At 55.7% G+C, this 21,420-nt stretch carries 19 protein-coding genes; 3 read left to right on the forward strand and 16 right to left on the reverse strand.

Annotated elements, in window-relative coordinates; translation table 11 throughout:
* Positions 1 to 9: 9 nt before the first annotated feature.
* Positions 10 to 3,114: an efflux RND transporter permease subunit gene (locus tag J3362_RS16960; protein WP_349521339.1), complete on the reverse strand. Its 3,105-nt coding sequence runs from the start codon at positions 3,112 to 3,114 to the stop codon at positions 10 to 12.
* Complete coding sequence (locus J3362_RS16965) at positions 3,111 to 4,301, reverse strand: efflux RND transporter periplasmic adaptor subunit (RefSeq protein WP_349521340.1); 1,191 nt, start codon at positions 4,299 to 4,301, stop codon at positions 3,111 to 3,113. The genes J3362_RS16960 and J3362_RS16965 overlap by 4 nt, the downstream gene beginning before the upstream one ends.
* Before the next feature lie 253 nt (positions 4,302 to 4,554).
* Here J3362_RS16965 and J3362_RS16970 point away from each other — a divergent pair, with 253 nt between their 5' ends.
* Together J3362_RS16970 and J3362_RS16975 are read left to right on the forward strand one after the other, a co-directional pair.
* A complete protein-coding gene (locus J3362_RS16970) occupies positions 4,555 to 5,184 on the forward strand; it encodes a hypothetical protein (RefSeq protein WP_349521342.1) in 630 nt (209 codons plus the stop codon).
* An 8-nt stretch (positions 5,185 to 5,192) separates the two neighbouring features.
* Positions 5,193 to 5,720, forward strand: coding sequence for a hypothetical protein (locus tag J3362_RS16975; protein ID WP_349521344.1), 528 nt, complete (start codon positions 5,193 to 5,195; stop codon positions 5,718 to 5,720).
* 81 nt (positions 5,721 to 5,801) lie between these two features.
* Here J3362_RS16975 and J3362_RS16980 read toward each other — a convergent pair whose 3' ends face one another.
* The 12 genes from J3362_RS16980 to J3362_RS17035 form a co-directional block, all read right to left on the reverse strand.
* Entirely contained in the window at positions 5,802 to 6,797 is a 996-nt protein-coding gene (locus J3362_RS16980) for a branched-chain amino acid ABC transporter permease (RefSeq protein WP_349521345.1), read from the reverse strand.
* Positions 6,798 to 6,799: 2 nt separating this feature from the next.
* A complete protein-coding gene (locus J3362_RS16985; RefSeq protein ID WP_349521347.1) occupies positions 6,800 to 7,687 on the reverse strand; it encodes a branched-chain amino acid ABC transporter permease in 888 nt (295 codons plus the stop codon).
* A 106-nt stretch (positions 7,688 to 7,793) separates the two neighbouring features.
* Positions 7,794 to 9,005: an ABC transporter substrate-binding protein gene (locus J3362_RS16990; protein ID WP_349521348.1), complete on the reverse strand. Its 1,212-nt coding sequence runs from the start codon at positions 9,003 to 9,005 to the stop codon at positions 7,794 to 7,796.
* Between the two features lie 72 nt (positions 9,006 to 9,077).
* On the reverse strand, positions 9,078 to 9,800 hold the full coding sequence (locus tag J3362_RS16995; RefSeq protein WP_349521349.1) for an ABC transporter ATP-binding protein: 723 nt from the start codon (positions 9,798 to 9,800) through the stop codon (positions 9,078 to 9,080).
* Positions 9,797 to 10,600, reverse strand: coding sequence for an ABC transporter ATP-binding protein (locus J3362_RS17000; protein ID WP_349521350.1), 804 nt, complete (start codon positions 10,598 to 10,600; stop codon positions 9,797 to 9,799). Before J3362_RS17000 ends, J3362_RS16995 begins: the two co-directional genes overlap by 4 nt.
* Before the next feature lie 78 nt (positions 10,601 to 10,678).
* A complete protein-coding gene (locus J3362_RS17005; protein ID WP_349521352.1) occupies positions 10,679 to 11,482 on the reverse strand; it encodes an alpha/beta fold hydrolase in 804 nt (267 codons plus the stop codon).
* Positions 11,483 to 11,486: 4 nt separating this feature from the next.
* Positions 11,487 to 11,903 (reverse strand): PaaI family thioesterase, encoded by a 417-nt coding sequence (locus J3362_RS17010; RefSeq protein WP_349521353.1) that lies wholly within the window; start codon positions 11,901 to 11,903, stop codon positions 11,487 to 11,489.
* The gene (locus tag J3362_RS17015; RefSeq protein WP_349521354.1) at positions 11,900 to 13,549 is read right to left on the reverse strand and encodes an AMP-binding protein; all 1,650 of its coding nucleotides are present in this window, start codon (positions 13,547 to 13,549) and stop codon (positions 11,900 to 11,902) included. The genes J3362_RS17010 and J3362_RS17015 overlap by 4 nt, the downstream gene beginning before the upstream one ends.
* 173 nt (positions 13,550 to 13,722) lie before the next feature.
* The gene (locus J3362_RS17020; RefSeq protein WP_349521355.1) at positions 13,723 to 14,784 is read right to left on the reverse strand and encodes a proline racemase family protein; all 1,062 of its coding nucleotides are present in this window, start codon (positions 14,782 to 14,784) and stop codon (positions 13,723 to 13,725) included.
* Positions 14,784 to 15,926: a zinc-binding dehydrogenase gene (locus tag J3362_RS17025; RefSeq protein WP_349521357.1), complete on the reverse strand. Its 1,143-nt coding sequence runs from the start codon at positions 15,924 to 15,926 to the stop codon at positions 14,784 to 14,786. The genes J3362_RS17020 and J3362_RS17025 overlap by 1 nt, the downstream gene beginning before the upstream one ends.
* Positions 15,927 to 16,026: 100 nt before the next feature.
* Positions 16,027 to 17,130 (reverse strand): AI-2E family transporter, encoded by a 1,104-nt coding sequence (locus J3362_RS17030; RefSeq protein ID WP_349521358.1) that lies wholly within the window; start codon positions 17,128 to 17,130, stop codon positions 16,027 to 16,029.
* Between the two features lie 142 nt (positions 17,131 to 17,272).
* Positions 17,273 to 17,971, reverse strand: a complete 699-nt coding sequence (locus J3362_RS17035; RefSeq protein ID WP_349521360.1) for a DUF3592 domain-containing protein — start codon at positions 17,969 to 17,971, stop codon at positions 17,273 to 17,275.
* A gap of 211 nt (positions 17,972 to 18,182) precedes the next feature.
* Here J3362_RS17035 and J3362_RS17040 point away from each other — a divergent pair, with 211 nt between their 5' ends.
* Complete coding sequence (locus J3362_RS17040) at positions 18,183 to 19,067, forward strand: formylglycine-generating enzyme family protein (RefSeq protein ID WP_349521361.1); 885 nt, start codon at positions 18,183 to 18,185, stop codon at positions 19,065 to 19,067.
* Positions 19,068 to 19,334: 267 nt separating this feature from the next.
* On the opposite strand, the gene J3362_RS17045 is transcribed toward J3362_RS17040, so the two are convergent.
* Together J3362_RS17045 and J3362_RS17050 are read right to left on the reverse strand one after the other, a co-directional pair.
* Positions 19,335 to 20,297: a formylglycine-generating enzyme family protein gene (locus J3362_RS17045; protein WP_349521362.1), complete on the reverse strand. Its 963-nt coding sequence runs from the start codon at positions 20,295 to 20,297 to the stop codon at positions 19,335 to 19,337.
* Positions 20,298 to 20,447: 150 nt separating this feature from the next.
* Entirely contained in the window at positions 20,448 to 21,407 is a 960-nt protein-coding gene (locus J3362_RS17050; RefSeq protein ID WP_349521363.1) for a formylglycine-generating enzyme family protein, read from the reverse strand.
* Between the last annotated feature and the right edge of the window lie 13 nt (positions 21,408 to 21,420).

Raw genomic sequence — 21,420 nt, forward strand, 5'->3', positions numbered from 1 at the left:
ATCAGCGAACTATGCCGCCGGTTGACGGCGGTCCCAGACAGACTGGATCCACTTGTAGAACACCGGCACCAGCAATGTGCCCAGAACGGTAGCGGCAACCATGCCGCTAAGGACCGTGATACCCAGGCTTACCCGGCTTGCCGCACCAGCGCCGCTGGCAAACACCAGCGGTAGCACGCCAAGCACGAAAGACAGGGCTGTCATCAATACCGCCCGGAAGCGAAGGACAGCGGCTTTCTGGGCCGCCTCCGCGGTGGACATGCCCGATTGGCGCAACTGCATGGCGAATTCCACAATGAGAATCGCGGTTTTGGTGGAGAGTCCGATCAGCAGCACCAGGCCCACCTGGGCGTAGATGTTGTTCGCCAGCCCCACTAGCCAGAGTCCCGCCATGGCGCCGGCAAGGGCCAGTGGCACCGCACCAAGCACCGCCACCGGGAGGGTCCAGCTTTCGTATTGCGCCACCAGGAACAGGTACACAAACACCAGGGCCAGCAGGAAGATCACCCCTGCCAGGTTACCCGCCTGAATCTCTTGCAGGCTCTGGCCGGCCCAACTGAACTCATACCCCTGTGGCAGGCTCTGTGACAGCTCTTCCATGGTCGCAATGGCGTCGCCACTGGCAAAGCCTGGTGCCGCCTCCCCGGAGATGGTTACCGAGCGCTTCAGGTTAAAATGCTGGATACTTGAGGGCCCGAGCACGGGTTTGAGCGATGCCAGCGTGGTCAGCGGCACCATGTCGCCATCCCGGTTGCGGACAAAGTAATGGGACAGGTCTTCGGGGCGCTGTCGGAACTCGCCTTCGGCCTGCAGAAGCACCCGGTAGTTCTTGCCGAAACGGGTAAAGTCGTTCACGTAAAGCGAGCCAAGCTGGGTCTGCAGGGTAGAGAAGATATCGGAGAGCTCAATACCCAGGGCCTTGGCCTTGTTCCTCTCGACTTCCAGCAGATACTGCGGAATGTTCGCGCGGTAGGTACTGTATACCCGGGAAAGCGCTTCACGCTGGTTGGCTTCGTAGATGAGGCCATTCATAACCTGCGCCAGCTCCGAGGGGTCCCTGCCCTGATTATCCTGCAGGCGGAAGTCGAAGCCGGATGAGGTTCCCAGCCCGGGGATCGGAGGCGGATTGAAGACCATCACCTGTGCCTCGGGGATTGTCCAGAGCCTGGAATACAGCCTGGGAATGACCGCTCCCAGACCCAGACTGGCATCTTCCCTTTCTTCCCAGTCTTTCAGCATCACAATGCCAAGGCCATTGTTTGAGGATGCGCCACCCAGCAGCGAGAAGCCGGACACCGTAATGAAGTCAGTTACTGCCGGGTCTTCCAGAACCATGTCCGTTACTTTGGTTAGCACGGCTTCCGTGCGTTCCAGGGAAGCAGCATCGGGCAACTGCACATCCACGAACAGGAAACCCTGATCTTCCGGCGGGACAAACGCCGAAGGCACTGATTTGAACAGGCCAGCACCGGCAACCAGGATCACCACCAGGGTAACGCCAACAAGCGTCCCTTTGCGCAGGAGCTGCACAACCAGCTTCGAATAGCCGCTGGTTGTCCGCGTAATCAGTATCTCGAAAGGCCGGAGCCAGCCAATGGCCTTGTCCCCGCTCCTGCCAAGCAACGCGACACACAGGGCCGGGCTCAGTGTGAGCGCATTGATTGAGGAGATGATCACGGCCACCGAAATGGTGACCGAAAACTGCTGGTACAGCTTGCCGGTTATTCCGGGCATGAACGCGACAGGCACGAACACGGCCAGCAATACCAGCGTGGTGGCAATGACCGGCCCCGTTACTTCCGCCATCGCCTTGGTGACCGCCTCGCGGATCGGCAGCTTCTCCTCGGCAAGGATGCGTTCCACGTTCTCGATAACCACAATGGCGTCGTCCACCACAATGCCGATCGCCAGCACCAGCCCGAACAGCGTAATGGTGTTGATGGAATAACCAAGCACTGACATAACCGCAAAGGTGCCGATCAGGGAAACCGGGATGGCAATACTCGGAATCAATGTGGCACGCCAGTTCTGCAGGAACAGGAACACCACCAGAATCACCAGGCCGACGGCCTGGAACAGGGTAACGATGACTTCACTGATGGAGCGGCTGATGAATTCCGTGGTGTCGTACAGAACGGTGTAATTCACGCCCGCCGGAAAACTGCCTGAGGCCTTTTCAACCAGGGCCTTTACCCGCTCCGCAACCTCCAGCGCATTGGCATCGGGCAGTTGGTATATCACCAGGAATGCGGTGTCCTGATTGTTCAGTTTCGCGGTGGAGGTATAGGAACGGGAACCCAGCTCGATACGCCCCACGTCTTTCAGGCGCACAAAACCGCCATCGGGCCTGGAGCGGAGAATGGTCTGAGCGAACTCGTCGGGATCTGACAGGCGTTCCCGGGTCTGGATACTGTAGACAAACTGCTGGCCCGCAGGCACGGGCGGCTGGCCGAGTTTGCCCGCCGCGACAATCTGATTCTGCTCCCGGAGCGCAGCGGCAACCTCCGCAACGGTCACATCCAGCGAAGCCATCCGGCGGGGATCCAGCCAGACTCGCATGCTGTAGTCTTTCGCGCCCATCACTTCCGCCGACCCTACCCCTGGCACCCGACCAAGGGCTTCGACAAGGTTATTGGAGGCGTAGTTGCTGAGGAAGACGCCGTCGAGATCCGGTCGCTCGGAGGTCAGGTTTATACCCATCAGCATGTTGCCGGCCTGCTTGCTGACCACCACGCCCTGTCGCCGGACTTCATCGGGCAGAAACGGTTCCGCCAGGGCAACGCGGTTCTGGACGTTTACCTGGGCAATGTCTGTATCGGTGCCGCTCTCGAAGGTAAGGGTGATTTTGGCCGTGCCATCGCTGGACGCGGTGGATTCAATATAGATCATGCCCTCCACGCCGTTCAGCTGCTGCTCGACCGGCCGGATAACCGCCTCTTCCACCACTTGGGAGCTGGCGCCGGGAAGCGAGGCGTTCACCTGGATCTGGGGCGGAGCCATGTCCGGATACATGTTGACCGGCAGAATGCGTAACGCCAGCAAACCTGCCAGGGTGATCAGAATGGAAATAACAAACGCAAACTTCGGTCGATGGATAAAAACCCGACTGATCATTGGCCAGTCCCACCCATCTGGATGAGCGCTCCGGTTTGCGGATCAATCTGTTTTTCAACGGGACTGACCGTGACCCCGGGCCGCACTTTCTGCAGGCCCTCGACGATCACCCGGTCTCCGGCCTCGAGCCCTGAATTGACGACCAGCAGTGCGCCTTCCCGGGAGCCGGTCTGGATAAAATGCTGGGCCACCTGGTTCTGGTCATCAACCACCAGCACAAACTTACCTTCAATGGTTTCCTGAACCGCCACTTGAGGAACGAGCACCTGCGGCTCTCCCGACTGCCCCTCAACCCGGAGCGTTACGTAGAGGCCCGGCACCAGCACCGCGTCGGGATTGGGAAACACCGCTCGCATCGCAACGGTGCCCGTGCTGGCGTCCGTCTGCACGTCGGCGAAATCCAGCACACCAGCCTGCTCATAGCGTTCGCCATCTGGCAGGGTAAGATAGAGCCCCAGGGATCTGGATAGCTCTTGAGCGGATTCTGCTCCCCTGCGGCGGAAGTTGATGAAGTCAGCCTCGTTGATCTGGAATTCGACGTAGACAGGGTCGGTCACCTGGACAGACGTTATGGCCCCGGAAGAAGGACTGACCACTGCTCCCACGTCATAGTTCAGGCGGCCAATCCAGCCATCAAAGGGTGCTCGTATTTCAGCGTATTCGAGGTTACTTCCTGCCTTCTGAACGGCCGCCTGGGCAGCCTGCAGGCGGCTTTCAGCTGCACTGAAGCGGTCTTTGAGTTTGTCCAGGTCCGCAGCCGACAGGAAGCCTTTCTCCGACACCTCTTCTCCTCGTTTGAGATTTCGGCTCGCAGAATCCACTTCGGCGCGGGCTGCAGCAAGTTCAGCATCGGCCTGCTGGAGATCAGCGCTTGCGCGAGTGTCCTCAAGCCGGATCAGGAGCTCGCCCTGGCTGACTTTCGCGCCCTCGGTAAAAAGAATTTCCCGGATTTCCGCTTCTATGCGCGGCGTGATATCCGCTTTGGCGGAAGCGGCCGTTCTGGCAACAAACTCCCGGGAAGGCCGGATTTCACTGGCCTCAAGCGCCACCACAGAAACGGCAACGGGATTGGTCTGCTTTGGCTCCTGAGGCTCAGAACAGCCTGTCAGGATGATTGCGCCCCATCCCATAAACAGGAGAGCTGCCTCTTTTTTCAAACCTGCTTTCCATATTGCAAAGAACGGCATTATTTCATCTCCTTGAATGGATACTCTCCGGTTGGAATAGCAAACGCCCGCAATAAGATTAGACAAAGCTTCCAAGGCAGGCCATAGAAGGATCTGTTTTTCTCAAATCGGGTAAAAGCCGGTGTATTTTTATACGCTTTCAGTCGATCACTAACCACTAGATGACCTCAAAACTTTGCTATATTTGGTCTGGATAACACCGGAACAGGATAAAACCGTTCCATCTATGGACGCCCTACCAATGGACCCGCCGATGACACTGCCGATTTACCTCCGCTCCTTGCTGACGACTGTCTTCGCTGTTCTGTTTCTTGCCGGTTGCGCCTCAGGGCCCGAGGTAAAAAGTATCAGCAAGGCTCCGGATGTTTCGGATGCACCCAGAAATCTGCTGGTGCTGGCAATCAGTGCGAAAGAAAACAACAGGACGCAGATGGAATCCGCGCTTGTTTCCAGGCTGCGCACCGAAGGATTCCAGGCTGAACCATACGGCCCGGCGCCATCCTTGCCCTGGGAAGATTCAGACGCCCTGAGGGAGAAAGTAAACGAGCGCTTGCAGACACAAACTGCCGATGGTGTTTTAACTGTCTCTCTGGTCAGGAAAAACCGCCAGATTGAGTATGTGCCCAATCAGGTTGTCTTTAACCCGGTAACAACAAATATCGGCGCTCTTGCTTCGGTGACCTACATGGAAACCATGACAATCCCGGACCGTTACGAGGAATCGACGGAATACATCCTGAGAACAACACTGTTCGATACGGACTCTGGCAAGGCGATCTGGCAAATGTTTTCCAGCACCATTGATCCCAAATCACTCGAACAGGCGGCCCGGGAGTTTGCCCGCGTAGCCGTGCGAGAGCTTCAAAAATCTTTTACTGAATGAGCCAACACATGACCATCCGCAAGACCGCGAATCTTACTGCCGTAATGTTGGGATTGTCCCTGACCGGGTGTTCTTTCCAGAACACGCTGTCGCTGGGCGTTGATGATCCCTGCGCCTCACTGAAAGGAATCGTTGCCGACTATCCTTCCGGGTTCGAGCAATACCGGGGCAGCTCAAACGGTTTCAGATCGGTGACTGTCTACAATGCCAAAGAACAGATAATCCGCGGACACTGCGAAGTCTGGAGCTGGGCCAATAACGACAGCGCCTACGTCTGCTCCGGCAATACTCCCAACGACGAGGTGGCGACCACCAGGTACAACACGGCCGTAAACTGGATGGGACAGTGCCTGGGTGATAGCTGGTCAAGCACGGAAGGGGAAAGAACGCGGGATGGGATGAATGCAGGAATGGTATCCCGGTTTAGCTCGACTGAGGCTGGAAAACCGAATGTATCAGTTCACAAGGTGGCCTTCCGCGGCGATTCAGCGGTTTATGTGTATGTGGGTACACCCAGTCGTTTAGCGGAGTTCTAACCAGAAAAACCCTGCCAGTTGAACAACAAGAAGGGCCACCCTGAGGGGTGGCCCTTCTTGTTTTCCGGGGTAACGCAGGCTTCAGCCCAGGTTCTTTTTCACGAACTTCTGGATCTCTCCCACGATACCGCTACGGAATGCCAGTACCGTCAGAACGAATATCCCGCCGAGGATTGGGTCCACCCAGTCACGCAGGGCACCCTGGGACAACTGGTACTCGATGTTGACCACGAAGGTGGCACCAACCACCGGCCCCAGAAGTGTTCCCATACCACCAACCAGAGTCATCAGGATGACCTCGCCCGACATATGCCAGTGGGCATCGTTCAGGGAGGCAAGCTGGAAAACGACCGATTTCATCGAACCGGCAAGCCCCGCCAGTGCTGCTGAAATCACAAATGCCAGCACCTTGTAGCGATCCACGTTGTAACCAAGCGACACGGCACGGGGCTCGTTCTGCTTGATGGCCTTCAGCACCTGACCGAACGGGCTGCTGACAATACGCTGCACCAGGAGGTAGCAGGCAATGAATACGGCCAGCACGAAGTAATACATGTTCAGGTTGTCTTCAAGATTGATGACACCCAACAACTCGCCACGGGGAATGCCGTGCATACCGTCTTCACCACCCGTGAATTCCGACTGGACGAAGAAGAAGAACACAAGCTGGGCAAGCGCAAGGGTTACCATCGCAAAGTAGATGCCCTGCCGGCGAATCGACAGTAGCGCAAACCCGACGCCTAATACCGTAGCGGCCAGCGTGCCGGCAACGATACCCATCTCGGTCGTGAGCCCGGAGTAGTTGCTGAGCAGATAACCGGTGGTGTAACCGCCGGCGGCCAGGAAGGCCGCATGGCCGAATGACAGCAGGCCGGTAAACCCGAAGAGAAGGTTAAACGCTACCGCGAACAACGCGAAACAGAGAATCTTCATCAGGAAGACAGGATAGATAATGAACGGTGCGGCGAGCAGTATGAGCAGTAGCACACCATTCAACATTAGTTTCTTGCGGTCCTGAGCGGCTTGTTCCTGAACGATAGCCTTGTGAATGTCGGCGGAATTGTCTGGCTGATTCATGTTTATGCCTCCTTACCGAACAAGCCACTGGGCCGGAACATAAGAACCAGAACCATGACGAGGAAAATGACCGCCGAAGACGCCGGCGGGTAGAAGGTTTTGGTGAGTCCTTCAATCACGCCCATGAGGATACCGGTGATAATAGCGCCGCCGATGGAGCCCATACCGCCGATAACCACGACTGCAAACACGGTGATCAGGGTGGCCGACCCCATGACCGGCGTCACGGAATAAATCGGCGCAGCCAGAACACCCGCGAACGCCGCCAATGCGACACCAAACCCGTAGGTCAGGCTGATCAGCAGGGGAACGTTAATTCCAAAACCCTGCATCAACTGAGAATCCTCGGTGCCGGCCCGCAGGTACGATCCAAGCTTGGTTTTTTCGATCACGAACCAGGTTCCAAAGCACATGAGCAATGCCGCAACAATGACCCACAACCGATAATACGGCATGAACATAAAGCCCAGATTTATGCCGCCTTTGAATATGTCCGGCATGGTATAGCGAAGGCCGGAAACACCAAACCAGTTCACCAGCACACCCGAAATGATCAGCGCAACACCGAACGTCAGCAGAAGGCTGTAGATATGATCCTGCCCCGCGATGCGGCGCAGCAGAAAATACTCAATGGCAACGCCGAAAGCGCCTACCAATAGAGGCGCCAGCAGCAGCGCGACCCAGTAATTAACGCCCAGGTAGTCGAACATCAGGACCGTGGTCATAGCGCCAAGCATGTACATGGCGCCATGGGCGAAGTTGATGATCTTCAGCAGACCGAAGATGACCGCGAGCCCAAGGCTCAGCAGGGCGTAAAAGGCGCCGTTGATAATTCCGATCAGCAGCTGGCCAGATAGCACAGCTAAAGGGACGCCGAAAATCATGGACATTGGGCTAACTCCAGAAGCAGCACAGGGGTTGGTTTTTGGCTTTTTTCTTTTCCGTTTTCATGGATTCGCCCTGCCCTGTTGCAGGACGAACCCATAACGGTCGTTTTTAGTTATTGACCAGCTTGCACTTGCTCTCGGAGAGCGGACGGTAGGACTCTTCGGCCGGGATGGTCCGCAGAATCTTGTACAGATCCCATTCGTTCTTGGACTCAGCCGGGGTTTTCACTTCCGCCAGGTACATGTCGTGCACCATACGGCCGTCAACACGGATCTTGCCGTTCTTGGCGAACATGTCGTTGATGGGGGTATCCATCATTTGCTTGCGCACAGTCTGCGCGTCATCAGAGCCGGTAGCCTTGACCGCATTCAGATACTGCATGGTGCTGGAGTAAATGCCGGCGTGAACCATGGTCGGACGAACACCGGTTTCTTCCATGAAGCGATCAGACCACTCACGGGTTTCATCGTTCATGTCCCAGTACCAACCCGTGGTGAGCTGGATGCCCTGGGCCGTCTGAGCGCCAAGCGCATGTACGTCAGTCAGGAACAGCAGCAGTGCCGCCAGAGTCTGGCCTGACTGGGTTACGCCGAACTCACTGGCGGTGGTGATGGCGTTGGTGGTGTCAGCGCCGGCGTTTGCCAGACCGATAACGTCAGCACCGGATGCCTGGGCCTGAAGAATGAACGATGAGAAGTCCTGGGTCGGGAACGGATGACGCACACTGCCAACAATTTCGCCGCCGTTAGCTTCGACAACACGGGTTACATCGCCTTCCAGTGCATGACCAAAGGCATAATCAGCGGTCAGCAGATACCAGGTCTTGCCGCCTTCTTTGACTACCGCACTGGCAGTGCCGTTGGCCAGCGGATAGGTGTCGTAAACATAGTGAATGTGGTTGGGAGTACAGTGCTCGTTGGTGATGCTGGAAGCGGCCGAACCGGAGATGATACCGAGGCGATCGTGCTCTTCCAGAATTTTGCTCACGGCGATGGAAACAGAGGAAGCCACCATACCGGCTACGAGATCTACATCCTCGTTCTCAACCCAGCGACGGACGGTGCTGGATGAGGTATCCGGGCTGTTACGGTCATCGGCGCTGACCACTTCAATCTTGGCACCGTTTACCTGGCCGCCAAAATCGGCAATCGCCATTTCCAGGGCTTTCAGCCCGTTCGGTCCTGCCAGGTCACGGTAGGTGCCGGACATGTCCGCCAGATAACCGATTTTGACCGTATCGTTGGAAATGGCCGCCTGGGCTCCGCCTACCATCATGGCTGATGCAACGGCTGATGTCAGAAGCTTTTTCATCATTGTCATTGTTGTATCTCCGCTACTGTCTTGCGTTGGTTCGGGTTGTTGTTACTTTTCTTGCTCTCGTTCTATCCGGGATCAGACCCCCAAATAGCTATCCAGCACCGACTGCTTTGCACTCAGTTCGTTGGCGCTGACTTCTTCCACAATCTGACCGTGCTCAACAACGTAATGACGGTCGGCTAACGGTGCTGCGAAGTGGAAATTCTGTTCAACCAGGACAATGGTCAGACCCTTGTTTTTCAGGGAAATCAGGACCTCTCCCAGCTTCTCTACAATAACCGGTGCCAGGCCCTCGGTGATCTCGTCCAGCAACAGCATATTGGCGCCGGTGCGCAGAATGCGCGCCATGGCCAGCATCTGCTGTTCGCCGCCAGAGAGCTTGGTGCCCTGGCTGAAGCGACGCTCATAAAGATTGGGGAACATGTTGTAGATTTCTTCCAGGCTCATGCCACCGCTACGCACAACCGGCGGTAGCGTCAGGTTTTCCTGGACACTGAGCGCGGAAAAAATGCCCCGATGTTCGGGGCAATACCCGACACCCAACCTGGCAATATGATGAGGAGCACACGACATGGTCTCCTCACCATTGATCATAATGGAGCCGGTTCGCCGGCCGACCATATTCATGATGGCTTTGAGCGTTGTGCTACGGCCCGCGCCATTGCGGCCCAACAAAGTCACCAGTTCCCCGCGGTTCACCACCATGTCGATGCCGTGGAGGATGTGAGATTCGCCGTAAAAGGCGTGCAATCCGGACAGTCGCAGCTGTTCGTACTCGCGGTCGGATTTCGTGGTCATTGCGCTGCCTCCGCCTGATCGCTGTCGGAGGTGGTTCCGCGCTCTCCGCTACCAGCACTACCCATATACACCTCTCGAACTCGTGGGTCAGCAGAGACGGCTGCGTAATCGCCTTCGGTCAGAACGGCGCCCTGGGCGAGCACGGTGATGCGATCACACAGTTTGCTGACGACACTGAGGTTATGCTCAACCATCAGTACAGTGCGTCCCTCGGCGGCTTTGCGAACCAGTTCTACAACCCGGTCCACATCTTCCGAACCCATACCCTGGGTTGGTTCATCCAGCAAAAGAATCTGAGGTTCCATGGCAAGCGTGGTAGCCAGCTCCAGAGCCCGTTTGCGCCCGTAGGCCAGCTCCACGGTAGTGGTGTTGGCGAACTCGGCCAGGCCTACGGCCTCCAGTAACTCCATGCAACGCTGGTTGAGCTTGTGCAGCGAGTTGCCGGACTTCCAGAAACTGAATGTGTTGCCTTCGAATGTCTGCAGAGCGACCCGGATGTTCTCCAGCGCCGTCATGTGCGGAAAGACTGCCGAGATCTGAAATGAGCGGACAATCCCCTGGCGGGCGATGGCGGCGGACTTCATGGTGGTGATGTCCTTGCCCCCGAACAGGATCTGGCCCCGAGTCGGAATCAGGAATTTGGTGAGCAGATTGAAGACCGTGGTCTTGCCGGCACCGTTGGGACCGATCAGGGCGTGAATATGGCCTTTCTGAACCTTCAGGTTCACGTCGTCGACCGCAACAAAGCCCTTGAATTCTTTTACAAGGTTACGGGTCTCCAGAACGTACTGTTCACTCATGAGCCAATCTACCTTTGTTATTTTTGTGCGTTTTATCTGCCTACCAGATTAGATTGACGTATACGTAAACGTCAACAGTTAATTGCAGTTTTTAAGTACATGCTCGCTACGCAAAAAGTCGTATAGGAGTTCTACTATCTGGTCCTGCTTTTCCAGGTGTGGCGAATGCCCCGCATCCTCAAGAAGAACGCCGCGAGCCTTTGGTCCGATGCCGGCAACGATGTCCGTAACCTGCTCCGGCACTCCGTATTCGTCGTTTTCTCCCTGAATGATAATAGCCGGACATTCAATTGCCGCCAGCCAACGACTGAAATCCATCGCCGCCTGGAACCTTTCGTCACGCCAGACTGTCTGCCAGGCGTTGAAAAGATCGTCAGTCCGGTTGCCGTGGTAGCGCGCCAAACGATCCCGGATATCCGTCTCCCAATAGCGTATGGCCATTTCCTCGATACCGGCGAGGGTCAGGTGATCGGCATAGATGTGCGCGGCCATGGTCGCCAACGCCCTTACACGGCCCCCCATGGCGCCGGCAGTCACGAGGGCAATGGAACCACCGTCGCTGTGCCCTATCAGCACCACATCCCTGATCTCGAGCTTATCCAGGAGACGTGGCAACCACTGTTCACCAGCTGCCTCAAGGTAATCGTAGGGACGCGGGAGCTCTTCATCAGAAGAGTGGCCATAACCTTGACGATTGTAGATCAGCGCATCGCAGCCGGTTGCTTTCGCGAGCTTTTCCGGGAACTTTCGCCACAAGGCGATGCTGCCCAGAGACTCGTGGAGAAAAACCAGCACCGGCCCTTTCGGTTCCGCGTGCTGGATCCGCCTGACTTCCAGCTCAACACCGTCGCCTAACGGCACCATCATGTCACGAATCTGCATGGCGTTACCGGTTTGGCGGAATTGAATAGGTCATGGTGGAGTGGGCAACCGGCTCTTCGGCACCTTCCGAGTAAACGAACACTTCGCCCACGCCCATGGTACGGCCGACTTTCAGCATGGTGGCACGGGCCCAGATAGGCTGATGCGCCATCGGCTTGCGCAGAAAATTAATGTTCAGATTGGTGGTCACCGCCAGGGGAACCAGGCCAATCTTGCTCAACAGCGCCGCGTAAAGGGTGACATCCGCCAGCCCCATCATGGCCGGCCCGGAGACGGTGCCCCCGGGCCTGAGGTGCGCCTCATCCACTTCCAGCTTCATTTCTGCCCAACCATCCCCGAGCTTCTGCAGGGTGCCGTAGGCTTCCCCCTGCGGAAACTGCTCGTCAAGGAAGGCCTGCAGCTCTTCAAACGTAATGATCATGCGCCGATTTCTTCCTTGGCCTGATTACGCAGGACAAACCGCTGGATCTTGCCACTAGGAGTCTTGGGCAGTTCATCAACGAACTCGATCTCCCGCGGGAACGCGTGGGTAGACAACCGACGACGCACCAGTTCCTGAAGCTCGTCTTTCAGGGCCTGCTCGTCTCCGAGGGCATAATCACCTTTGATCACCACATAAGCCTTGATGATGGAACCGCGCTTTTCATCCGGCTTGCCGACAACACCCGACTCAGCCACAGCGGCGTGCTCGAGCAGTGTGCTCTCGACGTCTGCCGGGCCTACCCGGTAGCCGGCCGTGGTGATGATGTCATCATCCCGGCCACTGAAGGAGAAATTGCCATTGCCGTGGTTGATGACCATGTCGCCGGTGAGGTAATAGCCGTTCACGAACGGGTCCTTTTCACCCCAGGTGTAACCGTCGAAGTGGAAAAGCGGGGACGCTTTTACGTCAACCGCCAGCTGACCAACTTCACCCTCGCCTACTACCTCGTTTTTCTCGTTCAGCGCGACCACCTTGTGGCCAGGAGAGGCATAGCCCATGGAGCCTTCACGAACCGGATGGGCAAGACCGTGGAAATTGCAGCAGGTCATGCCAGTCTCGGTCTGGCCGTAATGATCTTTAACCGGGCAGTAGTGACGGTTGCGAATCCAGTTCACCACTTCCGGATTCAAAGGCTCGCCGGCGCTGCTGGCAACCCGAAGGCCCAGGTTCTCGCCTTCCGGCAGCACGTGATCGTTTGCCTTGAGCAAACGGTAAGCCGTAGGCGCCGCCGCCAGATTGGTGATCTTGTACTTGCGGATCATGTCGTAGGTGGATTCCGGGGTAAAACCACCCGGGTTGAAATGCGTGGCGTGGCCCATGAGCAGTGGCCCAACCACGGCGTAGTACAGACCGTAGGCCCAACCGGGATCGGCCACGTTCCAGAACCTGTCGCCGTCCTGCAGATCAATGGCATATTTCATATAAACGTAGAACGCCAGCAGCGCCTTGGCGGGAACAGCAACCCCCTTGGACTTGCCCACGGTGCCGGAAGTGAACATCTGCAGGAACGGATCATCGCCCTTGATCATGACGGGCTCAAAATCGCTCGACTGGCCTACCAGGGTTTCCTCGAAGTCAGGGATGTCCGCGCCAATCTCACTGGCGTTGACACCCACAACCGGCGGGCAGACTTTGACGTCGTTCAGCTTGGGATAGTTCTGGGGATTGGTCACCACCAGCTTGGTGCTGGCCCGCTCAAACCGGTATTCGATCGCCCCGGAACCAAAGGCCGTGAACAGTGGCTGGTACACAGCACCAGCACGGAGGGTACCGGCAATAACGATCAGCAGCTCCGGGGTGCGCGGCAGGAGTGCAGCCACCCGGTCGCCCTTTCCGATGCCCTGGGATTTCAGATAATTGGCAAAACGCGCAGAGGCCTCTTTCAGCTCGGCGAAAGTCAGAGTGCCGTCACCGCCATCTTCGGTTTCGTAGTAGAGCGCAACCCGACTCGGGTCATCTGCCCACTTGTCGCAGATTTCGTGGCATACATTGAGCCCGCTATCCAGACGTCCATCCAGGATGTCCGCTTCCAGAGCAGCAGGATCGAAGTTGTTGTAAACGTCGGTATATTCCGGAAGGCTCATTCTCAACTCCTGTTGTTTTTATCATTGAAAGCACGGGTCAAGGTTTAGCACAGGCTTCACTTTACGTAAAGGTAAACTTTAGACCAAAAAGGAAGAAATCTGTGGAGTTTTATGAGCAGGAAAACCGGGCGCAGCAGGCCTGCCGCGCCCGTTGAAGGGATCAAGCGCGAAAATCAGGTTTTCGGCGTAATTTTCCCCGGATGGCGGTTTGAAAGGATGTGGTGCAGGGATCCGCACTCCACCATGGGATCATCGCAATTGACCACGATGTCGGAGCGGGCAATGACATAGCCCTTGCCGGTGATGCTGTTTTTGATCACCTGGTACTCACCCTCTTCCTCAACAGAAGTGAATTCACCGATAAATCCCGTCTCTCTGAGGGAAACGGTTTCCAGCTTGTCGCCCGGTTTGATGCTGCCTTCGTAGTTCATCAACGCCAGGCGGGCCGAGGTGCCGGTGCCCGTTGTGCTCCGACAGATCACACCGGGATGCACATAGGTTGCGGAACGGGACCGGTAATAGCCCTCTGCCACAGGTTCAACAGGGCCCATGAAGTGCAGGAACGGCAAGGGGCCGACATCGCCAAGGGTGTAATGGGAAAAGCCGCGCTCGGCCTGGATAGCTTCGACAATGGCGTGAGCGGTTTCCGCCAGTTTGCGTTCCTCGTCCAGAGTCAGGTCGAAGCCCATGCTGGCCGCATCAACCAGAGCGTAAAAACCGCCGCTGTAGGCAACACTGTAGGTAACCTCGCCCAGCGAAGGCACGTCGATGGTGGCCTTGTAGGTGTCGATATAGCTAGGCAGACCTTCACAGGTGATGGCTTCTACCACTCCATCGTGCACCGTCGCCTCAATCTGGACCAGTCCGGCAGGCGACTCCAGTATGAAACTCTGCTGGCCCTCCTGTTTGGGAACGATGCCTGCTTCCAGCACCGCAGTAGCCGTGCAGATGGTGTTGGAGCCCGAGTAGATCGGGTAGCCCATGACTTCCATGATGATGTAGCCGGCGGCAGCTCGCGGATCCGTGGGCGGCACCAACAGATCCACAGACATTTCCGGTATACCGTAGGGCTCTTCCAGCAAAAGCCGGCGCAGACCGTCGGCGTCATCCCGCAGGTACTCCATCTGCGCCCGAACGGTATCGCCCGGCAACGGATCAATGCCACCGGTCACAATCCGGCTGACATCACCGCCGGCATGGGTATCCATCAACTGAATGGTCAGTTCAGGTTTCATCAAGCGCTCTCCAGTGACCAGGGTTGGCCGTGTTCTTCCCATTGTGAGTCGGGAACGATCACGATCTTGCCGAGATAATTGCTACCCCGGTTCACAAAATATTCTTCTGCCCGGTGCAGATCAGAGAGCCGAAAAGCACCGTGCAGAACCGGTTTCAGTTGCCCTTGCCGAATCCAGGCCATAAGTTGCTCCGCCTCTTCCCGGGTGCCATGAGATACACCAAAAATCTGTACCTGGTAGAGGTAGATCCGGGTCCACAGAATTTCGCTGATGTTGCCGCCACTGGCGCCGGCAATACTCAGGCGCGGGTAGCTGCTGCGGGCGTTCATATCAAAGATCATGGTGTCGATGAAAACATCGGTCATCTCACCGCCCACCAGGTCCATGACCGCATCGATGGGTTTGCCACCGGTTTCCGCTTTCACACGATCCACAAAGCTGTCCATATCAGACCGATCCAGCACAGCTTCGGCGCCCAGCTCCAGCAGAGCCGCCGCCTTATCCTGTTTGCTGAGGGCGTAGGGAATGGCCCCCATGATCCGGCAAAGCTGGATCAGGGCGGTGCCAACGCCACCGCTGGCACCGGTAACCAGCACTCGCTCACCAGACTTGATCTTGGCCGCGGTAAGCATGTGCATGGCGGTTTGGTAGGAACACATGCCCATGGACGCCAGTTCGGCATCCGCCAGCTCAGCATTGGGTATGTGATGAAACTGGTCCGCCGGGAGCGCCACGTATTCGGCGTAACCACCATCGGCACCATGGCCGAAGTAATCGGGGGTGAGGTTGATGTCGCGCCGGTCATTGGCGTAGATATTGAAATCCAGAAGGCCCCGTTCGCCGATGCGGGACTCATTCACACCTTCACCAACGGCCACGACACGTCCGGCAATATCGGCACCCTGTATCCGCGGAAAAACCAGTGTGGGCTTGCCGCCCATCTGGAAGGATGTCATTTCGCCTTTTTTGGTGGGGTAAAGCCCTTCCCGCGCCTTGCGGTCGGTGTTGTTCTTCGCCGTTGCTGTGACCTGGACAAGCACCTGACCGGGGCCGGGGCTGGGAACAGGCACATCCTGGTACTCCAGTTTATCGACATCACCGTGACCGGTAAGAACCATGGCTTTCATGGTGTTCGGGAACATGGGCTGACGATCCTCCCTGTTTGCTGGATTTCGGGTATTCAGAGAGGATAGGTGAGTTTACCGGGCGTGTCAGTGCGTGTTGCGGGTATCCATTATCAGACTACCGGGCAATCACCTTATAGACAGGACGCAGCTTGGGAATCTGCTTGAGTACCACCTGGATGACCGTCATCAGCGGCACGGCCAGGAGCACGCCCACCGGCCCCCAGAGCCAGCCCCAGAAGAAGATCGAGACGAAGATGATCACCGGATTGATCGCCATCCGAAAGCCGTGAATCCAGGGTTCGATAAAGAACCCGACCAGCGTGGTCAAACCAAGGAAGCCCAGCGGCGCAATGGCCATCATCCAGAACTCATCAAGGCTAATGGCAGAGACAATCGTCAGCATGGAGATAGAGAGAATAACCCCCAGGTAGGGAATGAACCGTGCAAGCCCGGCGACCAGCCCCCACACAGCCGGATCCGGCAGCCCGACTGCCCAGCAGATCAGGCCCGTTGTGGTGCCCACGGCCAGATTACTCAGGCCGAGAACACCCAGGTACTGGGCAATCTGATGCTGAGAATCGTGGGTAATCCGAAGCACCGTTTTCCGCTGATCAATGGGCAACTGACGGACAAAGTTCTTGATCAGGCGATCACCGCTCACCAACAGGAAATAGGTCAATGCGAGTGCCAAAGCCAGGCCAGCGATGCCGTTCCGGGCTTTGGTCATCAACTGGTTGCGCCAGGAGTCCGTCTGCAGAACAACTGCCGTTGGCTGTTGCCTTTCTGACTCCGAAAGCTCCTCAACCGACTTTTCAACCTGCTCCGCAGACTCCGAGACTCTGGCGATCTGGCGACTGATTTCACTCTCTCCGACGAGCAGCCTCGATATACCCTGGGGCACTTCCTCAACCCACTTGAGGGCAGGCGTCGCGACGGCCAGTGTAATGCCGACGATGCCGGCGAGCACCAGGAGCACAAACACCAGGGAGCTGATCATCCGGGGAACCCGCCACTTAACGTATGCCTTCTTTACCAGGGGCGAGAGCAGCAGGCTCGTCATTACCGCAAGAATGATGGGCAGGACAATCTGATGAGCCACGTACAGGGTGTACAGGATTCCCAGGCCGAACAAACCGTATATCGGCGTGGCAAGATCCGATGAGATCAGCAGGCGCTTGTTCTCGCCAACCGGTTCCTTATCTGTGGATTGGTCGTCCATGGTGAAGCCTGTATACCGTGAAAAAAAGCTGGCCCGGTAAATCCAGGCCAGTGTTAAAAACGGTCAGTCTACCTGCACCATGGCGCGAGCGCACCCGGGAGAGGGTTACGCGGGGTTCACTTGAGTCGTATTCAGCGCCCGATCAGCTCGCCATCTTTGGCAAAAAGGAGGTGTCCACCCAATACCGCTTGGGGTTTGTGGGATTGATGTAAACGGGAATGGACTCGCTCTGGATATGGTCCGAAGGATCAAACCAGAGGTTGCCGCTCCTGAAGACATGGATATCGGAGGTGACCGGATTCTGCCACTGGCAGACGATCTGATAGGGGCTCTTACCGTTCATGACGATCATCTGGTTCTTTTCGACACCCTGGAACATACCCTGAACCCGTTGCCCGGTTTTGCGAAGTTTGGCAGCCCCACTGTTCCTGACAGCCGGCACAACAAACATACCGGCTCCAACCATAAAGAAAACAGCGCCCAAACCGCCTACGATCAGGGTTACTCCCCACAGCGAAAAGAATCCATCGATTCTTGCAGCCTCAGCATTGCCGGGCATGAACAACACACGAACCGTCTCTCCGCGACTGTAACTCGGAGGGTTGCTGCCGCTGGATGAGAGGAACTCTGTGAGCCTGCCTCTTTCGTCTTCAAAACGGACGAGAGGATAGTAGGCATTGGAATCACTGGATCGTGATCGAATCAGGTCGGTTACAACGCCCGGCTTGGCTGTCGCGGTTTCAAGAAAGGTTGAAGTGCTCTGGAAAGAGAAAAAGGCGCCGACAAGCATGCCGACACCCACGAGTGAAAAAATCACCCGCAGCGTATTGAAGGTTTTCATATCAGTTCCCTTGAAGATTGCTTCCTTGCCCGAAAACACCCTGTTTTCGGAAGTCGGAATTATACTCGATTCGACAAGGCTTGAAAGTCACAAGATGAGACGCGGTTCCTCCAATCCATACAAACTATCTCGATGGTAATTCTGTTGCTCCAAGCAAGTTGATAGAATATTCCCAACACATGGAGTGTTAACCCCATTGCACGGAGCAAGCATGCGTTACCTCGTTTTTTCTTCTCTTGTTGTCACTTCTGCCCTTTCCGGTTGTAGCCTTTATTACGAGTCCCAGGCAAAAGACATGATTCAGCGTCAGATGGACGCCATTGTTTTTGTGGAAGGTGGGGAGTTTATGATGGGGAACCCCGGGGGGTGGAGTGTTCGCAGCGATACCATTCCGGCACACCGTGTCATCGTTGATGATTTTTATATTCAGAAATACGAAGTGACACAAGGGGATTTCGAGCTGTTCATGGCGGTTACGGGATACACACCCTCAGACAGCCGGTACAAAGATATGAAAGATGAAATGCCGGAGCGTTTTGACAACGCATTACCAGCGGTCACTTCATGGGTTGATTCAAATGCTTTCTGCGTCTGGTTGGGCAACCATACCGGTAAAGAGGTCCGACTACCCACAGAGGCTGAGTGGGAATACGCTGCGCGCGACCGGGGCAAAATGCTTCCTTATGCCACCGAGGGTGGAGACGCAATTGAGGATGTCACGATGGCGGCCAAGATTGAAGTTAGCCGCTACAACCCTTCTGCAAAAGCCGCACTACCAAACCCTCCCGGCGCATTTCCACCAAATGCTCTGGGCTTGTATGACATGTCTGGCAACGTTGGCGAATGGGTTGGCGATAAATATTCAAATGATTATTATCAGAGATCTCCAATCGATAACCCCAAAGGGCCTGCCGTGGGACAAACTGATATCTTTGAAGGGTTTTCCTACCGGGTCCTTCGAGGGGGCCACTATGAAGAGTTTGAAGGAAACACAACCGTAACTCGTCTCAAGGGATCTGAGACACTGGCGGCCAAAAGCCGCGGATTCAGATGTTCTTGGGTAGGGTCAGTTTCTTCAAAATCGCGCCACCCTTGAAACGAATTTACTATTTCGGTGACAGCTCGAATTTTCGCATCTTGGTCGTTCTAAACCTCAGGTATAAGCCACCATTCGTAGAGAATATTATCTAGGACTATGCCCTTTACCTCAGGCGGTGAGCAGGAACAATGAACCTTCTCTCGATTGGAAATCACTTAACACTTTTACTGCAAGCTCCGCTCCTTCGATTTCGCGCTTTCTGCCAACGTAAAAATCATCGACAAAACGAATGATGCTATCTATTGCTTCGATTCCTGCCCTTCCCTAGTTTATCGGCTCAGGATGATTGACGACGCAGCGGAAGCCGATGCTCCCGGAGTCAACAGATCCCCCGCTTCTTGCAAAAACGGTACCTCCGCCGCCAAAGCTACCACCCATTCCAGCCCAGTCTCGAACAGTCTTCTTAGGTTTTTCGGGGTCTAGCGGGTTCTTTGGCCCTCTTGGATTGTCAAACCTGGCCTCCGCATAAAAATCCGGTTTAAACCAATCCTGAGTCCATTCAGCGACGTTGCCAGTCATATCATGAATACCAATTGAATTCGGCGGATAGGACCCTACCGGGCGACGCTCCATTACAGTGAAATCATGGCTAAGCATATTGCCAGATGGAGGGATACTTGGATCAATATACTGCCTAGGCCTCTGCAAATAAGTATCAGGATTCGCTTCCCCAGTATCAGTTGCATAAGGCACTTTCTTGCCCCGGCTTCGGGCAGCGTATTCCCACTGAGCTTCCGTTGGCAAAGCAAAGGGTAAACCGGTTTGGTCGCTTAACCAGGCGCAGTACCCGTCTGCCTCATAGTAATTTGGTGTTCTAGCAGGCTTAAGATAATAGTAGGGAGACAAAGGATCTTCGCTCGGTTCAACGATAAATTGCTCGTCATAGCCAGAGCCCTCATACAAGGAAAAGCGTCCAAGATTTTCATAGTAGGCGTGTATATCTTCCCAAGTAGTCTCGTATTTGGATATGGAGAAACTGTCAATGCTCACTTCAACAACAGGCCGAGCGTGATCCGTTAAGACTACATAAGGCGAACCATTTGGGTGTCCCACATCGCCCAGCTTAAAGCTGCCGCCTTCGACAAAAACTTGATTTCGTATGGCCCGCTGGACTGTTGGTTCCGCTGATTCTCCCTGCCTACTGCTGGCCTTAGATCCAGCGCAGGCAACCATCATCAATGAAACCAAGATAAGACCGGATCCATTGAGTCCATTTGAGCTCAACAAGTCTTACATCTCCTTTACCCAACCCCAAAAACCTGGTAAGTGCCAGCAAGCTCTTTTCCGGATGTCTTGTTGATACAGCAGACCGGTCTTGCCAACCGTGTATGAACCGAAGCCCATCCGTGATTCATTGCAAAGATCTCCCGCCCTTATTTAATTTATCGGCTCAGGATAATTGACGACGCAGCGGAAGCCCGTTCCTGAGGCCGATACAGGCACACCCGCCCGCATAAACACTGTTCCTGCTCCCCCCATGCTATCTCCGTGACCTCCCCAATCCCTTACGGTTTTTTCTGGCCTGTCTGGATTGGCCGGCTTCTCGGGCCCACTGGGGTTATCTCTGGGAGCTTGCTCGTAGTAATCCTCCTGAAACCAATCCTGCGTCCACTCAGCGACATTCCCAGTCATGTCGTAGAGGCCCAGGGAATTTGGGGGGTAGCTGCCAACCGGCCGGCGCTCAAATTTAAGCGAAGAATGGATCAAAGTGTTGCCGGAGGGAGGAATCGACGGGTCCACGTACTCTGTAGGGCGCCGCAAGTATGGATCTTTTTGCACTTCACCGGAGTCTGTCGCGTAGGCTACCTCACGCCCTCGGCTTCTGGCCGCGTACTCCCATTGCGCCTCAGTCGGTAGTGCAAAAGGCAACCCAGTCTCCTGAGCTAACCAGTCACAATAGCCTTCGGCCTCTCCATAATTGGGCACTCTGGCAGGCTTGTTTCGGAAGTAAGGTGACAAACGATCGTCAGTTGGCGAGGTTACATATCGTTGCTTGAACGGTGACGCCTCATATTGAGAAAGTCGCCCTGTAGCTTCGTAATACACCCTCATTTGGCCCCAAGTAGTTTCGTAGCGTGAGATTGAATAGCTATCGACCTTTACCTCAATTACCGGCCGACTATGATCGACCAAAGTCACGTACGCAGATCCATCGGGGCGACCCACGTCTCCAAGCTCAAATTCACCGCCTTCAACAAAAACCTGATTCTCGATAGCTTTTCCCACAATACGGGATACAGAGCTATCACCATCAGCACCACCAAGACCACCACATGCCACCAAGAAAGTCGGCATTACCGTCAGACCAATCACCTTCAACCGTTCAGTTGTCAACATCCACTGAGTTTCC

The sequence above is a fragment of the Marinobacter sp. NFXS11 genome (genome assembly GCF_040148675.1).
Classification (GTDB): Bacteria; Pseudomonadota; Gammaproteobacteria; order Pseudomonadales; family Oleiphilaceae; genus Marinobacter.